The organism is Marinobacter excellens LAMA 842 (assembly GCF_001574445.1).
Classification (GTDB): Bacteria; Pseudomonadota; Gammaproteobacteria; order Pseudomonadales; family Oleiphilaceae; genus Marinobacter; species Marinobacter shengliensis.
The window spans coordinates 1-4,890 of the sequence record NZ_LOCO01000046.1 but is presented as its reverse complement, the minus strand read 5'-3'; the positions used below and the strand labels follow the sequence as shown (position 1 = coordinate 4,890).

Genomic DNA, 4,890 nt, shown 5'->3' with positions numbered 1-4,890 from the left:
CCGCCAGGATCCAGCGCTCGACGATCAATACACCGCCTTCTACCTTAGCCTTATCACGGGGCTTGCGAACTCTTGTCGGGACAACGGCCACGCCATAATGGGTGGCCATGTCCTGATAGGTTGGGTTGAGATCCGGCTCGTAGCGATGGGCCTTGCTGACGCCGGAGCGGAGGTTGTCCGGAACCACCAGTTCCGGCACTCCGCCCAGGAACTCGAAGGTCCGGATGTGGGAGCCGACCCAGTCCGGCAATGTCTGGCTCCAGGTGGCTTCGGCGTAGGTGTAATTGGATGCACCCATCACCGCGACAAAGACTTGTGCCTCGTGGATCTCTCCGGTGGTGCGGTCAATGACGGGCACGGTCTGGCCGGCATAGTCCACGAATAGCTTCTCACCGGCCCGATGGTCCTGGCGCATCACCAGGTCCAGCTTGCCCCGCCAGGCCCGGTAGTGCTCGCAGAACCAGCTGTACTGATAACCGTCCGGGTTGGCTTGCCGGTACTCCTGCCAGAGCAGGAACAGGGTGACGTTCTTGCCCGTGAGTTCGTCACGGATGTGTTGCCAGTCGGGTATACCTCTGGCCTGTGCTGGCAGGTCCGGTGGCGGCGGGAACAGCAACCGCTCCAGGTGGGCCTCATCCAGATCCGCTGGCAACGGCCAGCTCAGACCGGCCTCAACCGTGCGGCGCAGGTAGTCGCTTACGGTGGGGCGGCTAACGCCACAGGACGCCGCAATCTGGCGGTTGCTCAGCCCTCGCTCCCACTTGAGGCGAAGGACTTCTTTGATTTTACGCATGGATAACCTCTTCGCTGGCATCTGGCCCATCTCCGGATGAAAAGGGTCAGAGTACCGTTAAGTTATCCCGCGCCGGACGATTTTGATGGAGCTTCAGGCAGTCTGCTGGGGTGGCAGCTTTGCCGTGGAATTAGTGGCAGCTTTCGCGTGGAATGGGTGGCAGACTTCGTCTGGAATCAGTGGCAACCTTGGTCTGGAATACGCATCCAGGTGGCCGAGTTTCTCGGCGTTTCGATTATTGGCCCGGTACTCGGAGCCCACTGAGGGTCCTTGGTTTGCCGCTGAAAGCCTCTTCTTCAACGCATCAATTGGTTTATTTAATGGCTCAAACACTGCTTTATCATCACGCATCGAGACCTGCCTCCACCCCGAACCCCAACTCATCCAACAACGCCGCTGTTGCCGGCACAATCCGATTCTTCATCTCGAAAAGATCGAGCGATGAGAACTTGGCGAGAGGCTCAGTCCCCACGCCCCAGTGCCCCATGAAGACGTCGACCAGATAACCTGGAACCCCCTGGTCACGCAGGAAGCCTCTCAGGGTGTGCCGGTTGACGTTCAGGGGCCACGGAAACGTCCATTGAATTTCATCCGCCAATCGTTTTGGGGTCGCGAACTCTGACTGGAGTTTCGCATCAAGAAAAACGAAGAAGGTTTCAATGGGAGCTTCGACGCCTACCTCATTCAGGCGCAGCTTCATGTGCTGCCGGTGCGTCTCATAGCGGCGAAGCTGATCGATAACGACCTCCGGCAGGTAAACCAGGCGAGAGTGGCCGAGATTGTCATCCACTTTGTCAGCAATAATTACGAATCCCCGGCGCTCGTTGAACTCGTATGGATGGGCGATCGGATCGCGAACGGCCCGAAAACCGGTCGACCACATAACCTGCAGGATGGCGTACGCTGTAAACAGATTATGAAATCTTCGGATGTTGGCCCTGGAGTAGGCCGTTTTACGGTATTCGGCAATCTGCGCTCGCAGTCGGCTAACCACGTCTCGCATGACCTCCAGACGCACGCAAAATGGAGAACCCACTCTCGGCAAACCGAAATCGAGGTTGGCGGGAGCCATCGACGGCGACGAGAGCCCCAGGTTCACCAGCCAGGTATTCACGACATCGACATAATCCGCCGCCAACGTCTCAACCGCCCGGGTGTGGTAGTAGAGGTTTGCCGATTGCCCGGTGGGTAGCGTGCGCCCGGTCACCAGGCTCGCATCCACCGTATCCGTGGTTTGATGAATCAACCCCTCAAACACGCAGGTCTGAATTCGTTTCAGGGTAATCCTCGAACCAGTGCTCTTATTGAGTTTTTTGATCTCAATCGCAATCTCCTCAGCCACAGACTCAGTTGAAAGATTTTTCGCGAAAAGAATCCCGTCCTTCTTTCGAGCCCGCCTTGCAACCGGTTCTACCCGCGGCCTGAGTATTTGCCAAAAAACATCCGGAATCGGACCGATAAACAGCTTATTTGTGACCTCCATATGAGGCGCCCATTTTTTCGCTAATTTTCGACGCTCCGGAGGCTCCGCAACAAAGCCTGCCCAAGCTTGATCGTCTCTGACGAGGTAGATACATCCCGGTTTATTTGTTGTCACATTATCCGGTACTTGAGAGCGGTTCTGGACGACCACAGTTTCCGATATAGATTCCAGAGAGCGCCCGGTGAGGAGGATCAACAGGACATGTAGGCGCGTATTTTCAGAGCCCATCTTGTTCTCAAACAGGGCTTTCAAAACCAGCCCTCGCTCATAGTCGTTGAGGCTTTCCCAACGACCTGGTAGAAAACTGTTTGCACGCCGGTATGCTGCGCGCTTCGGTTGCTGTTTTCTGAGTCCGATGGAGGGGGTTTCACCACGCTCGGTATTCAGGGCGGCTCCGCGCTGTGAGATCAGAACGCTCTCATTCATCAATTCCTCTGGCGCATTGCCAGCGCGCCGGTACTGCGTATGCACACGCTCCGACTGCTTCGGCAGCGTAATGTGGACCGTACGCCCCTGAACACCTTCCACCTCAGAATCAACATCGTTGTCCAAAGGGGTCCATTTACCGGTTTTCTGTATTTCCCGGCGTTGTGACTTTTGTTTGTCGGATTGGTAAGTAACGAATTTCCCTTCACCAAGATAAGATTTGAAAAATCCATGAAGTTCTTTGAGGTAACGTGTGTCCTGCCCTTCAAATTGCCGTTGATCCAGGTGCTCATTGACTCGGGCAAAGTGTCGCTCAAATTTTTCTATATCGTTTAGAGGCTTTGGCACTTTCACCAAAGCTGAGTCCGATAGGAACCTTAACGCCCGCCAAGCATCAGCAAGCCGCCGGTCAAACCCCTCCTTTTCGGAAGGAACTAATTCTTTTCGCCAAACGGCGGCAGTGTTAATGACATACGCTGAAACCTGCAGTCTAATTTCAGAGCACTCCGGTTTCCTCGCGAGTTTGTACAGCCCCGCATGCTGCGGAGATTCACCGACAATTCCCCGGGGTCCCCGGCGGTTGGGGGCAAGTTCCTCATACTTCGTTTCTACTGAACCGCAACCCAACCATTCCAGAAATGCGTCCGCACCGTCGATCGGCTGCGAAATTTCTTCAAATGCCTTCACCAAGCGTGGTAGCAGACTTACGATGCTATCCATCCCGAGCCAGTCTGATCGAGGCTGCACAAGTTCGATCAGGAGAGCCTCGGGGTTATTGGGGTCAAATTTCAATGCCATCACGCGACCTCCGCGTCGTTGAGGGGAAGACGCATCTGAGCCTTCGCCGTTAGATAACCCGTGAGATATTTCTCCAGGTTCTTGAGGTGCCGCCGCTCGGCTTTGCTGTCAGGGTTACCGTCGTCACACTGTTGAGATGTGTCCTGAACTTTGTGGAGCAGACTTTCAGCGTTGGGTGAGAACGGCGCTAACTGTCCGATGGTGTCGAGTGACAACGCCGAAATAGCGGCCCAGGCATTCTTCGGATTGGAAAACTGTTTGAGGAGACTGTCGCTATGGAGATCATTCAGCCACTCGATACAAGAAGCGGTGAGCGTCGCGCAGAGCTGTAGACGTAACCCCGACTCTCTTTCTTCAGCAGCCTGTTGCCACATAACCGTGAAATGAGCTTTGACCGCGTCGAGGATTTTCGATGCTGGGGCATCGTCAGCTACATCATCGGGTTGCACAGTTCCATCGTTATCCTGTCCCAACAGTTCTACCTGGCGTAGGGCATCGCTCAGGTAGTCAGGGACAGCTGGCGACGAGCTCTGGAGGCCTGGCTGTTCAGAGCCGGAGGCTAGTAGGTGTTCAAAAATTGAGCGGGTGCGGGGGTCCAGAAATACAGGCTTGATATCGGCACTTGAGGTTCTAGCCCCCGCCTCAGCAACACCCGCTTCCAAGTCGGGGTGATCAACCTCACTCAGCGCGTCATGATGGTCAACTTCAGGCTCCTCGCTCTCGTCCGGCCGAAGTAAGTGCCGTGCCAGTCCGGGAACGAGAACCGGTTCCTCATCCTGGATTTTGAGCTTGCGGCTGATGCCGGCGAACTCCTCCAGCCCCACTCGAGTGTTGAGAGAAGGTGAGATCCAACGGCGCTCCTCATCCGAAAGACTGGCCCAGAGTCGAAGGAAAGCATTTTGCGAGCCCAGCCCGAAAAGCAACGCTGCCAGTAATCGCGAAACCTGCTGACTTTCAGCTTCTCGGTGCTTCCACACGAGAACCTGAACCTTGTTATCCGGAGCGAATACTTTCAGGAGTGCAGCTACGTGCGCGTTTCCGACGACACGGTAATCGCCATTCCTGGTCTTGCAAACCGAAACAGGATAGTGACTGGCCACAGCTAGAAGCGCGTCTTCAGTGAGGAGTTCTGGCCTACGTAGTCCAGAGTAGGAGCCGAGGATCACGTCCTCAACCTCGGTATCTAACCGTTCAAGTCTTAGTTGCGCAACGCGTAAAAATTTTAGGGTTCGCTTAGTTCCGGTCACGTTCTGCTCCTAACTGAATTCAATCGACATCAGGGGCGTTCGACGAGTTATGGTGATTTCTGGTGTATGGAAGCAGGTTGAAGGGGTGGCGTATCCTGTTGGTTGATCACCGCCAAGATCACAACCAACAGAGGAATGATACG

General features: G+C 55.2%; 3 protein-coding genes. All 3 read right to left on the bottom strand.

Annotated elements, in window-relative coordinates:
- The coding region (istA, locus tag J122_RS19840; RefSeq protein ID WP_156471802.1) for an IS21 family transposase at positions 1 to 814 on the bottom strand (814 nt) is incomplete at its 3' end.
- Between the two features lie 322 nt (positions 815 to 1,136).
- Positions 1,137 to 3,500 carry a hypothetical protein gene (locus tag J122_RS19835; protein ID WP_058091257.1) on the bottom strand — a complete coding sequence of 788 codons (2,364 nt, stop codon included), beginning with the start codon at positions 3,498 to 3,500 and terminating at the stop codon, positions 1,137 to 1,139.
- Positions 3,500 to 4,747 (bottom strand): hypothetical protein, encoded by a 1,248-nt coding sequence (locus J122_RS19830; RefSeq protein ID WP_035232415.1) that lies wholly within the window; start codon positions 4,745 to 4,747, stop codon positions 3,500 to 3,502. The genes J122_RS19835 and J122_RS19830 overlap by 1 nt, the downstream gene beginning before the upstream one ends.
- Positions 4,748 to 4,890: the final 143 nt, after the last annotated feature.

Excerpts from the sequence above, each read along its gene's own strand:
- J122_RS19835 (WP_058091257.1), bottom strand. The coding sequence starts at position 3,500 with ATGGCATTGAAATTTGACCCCAATAACCCCGAGGCTCTCCTGATCGAA.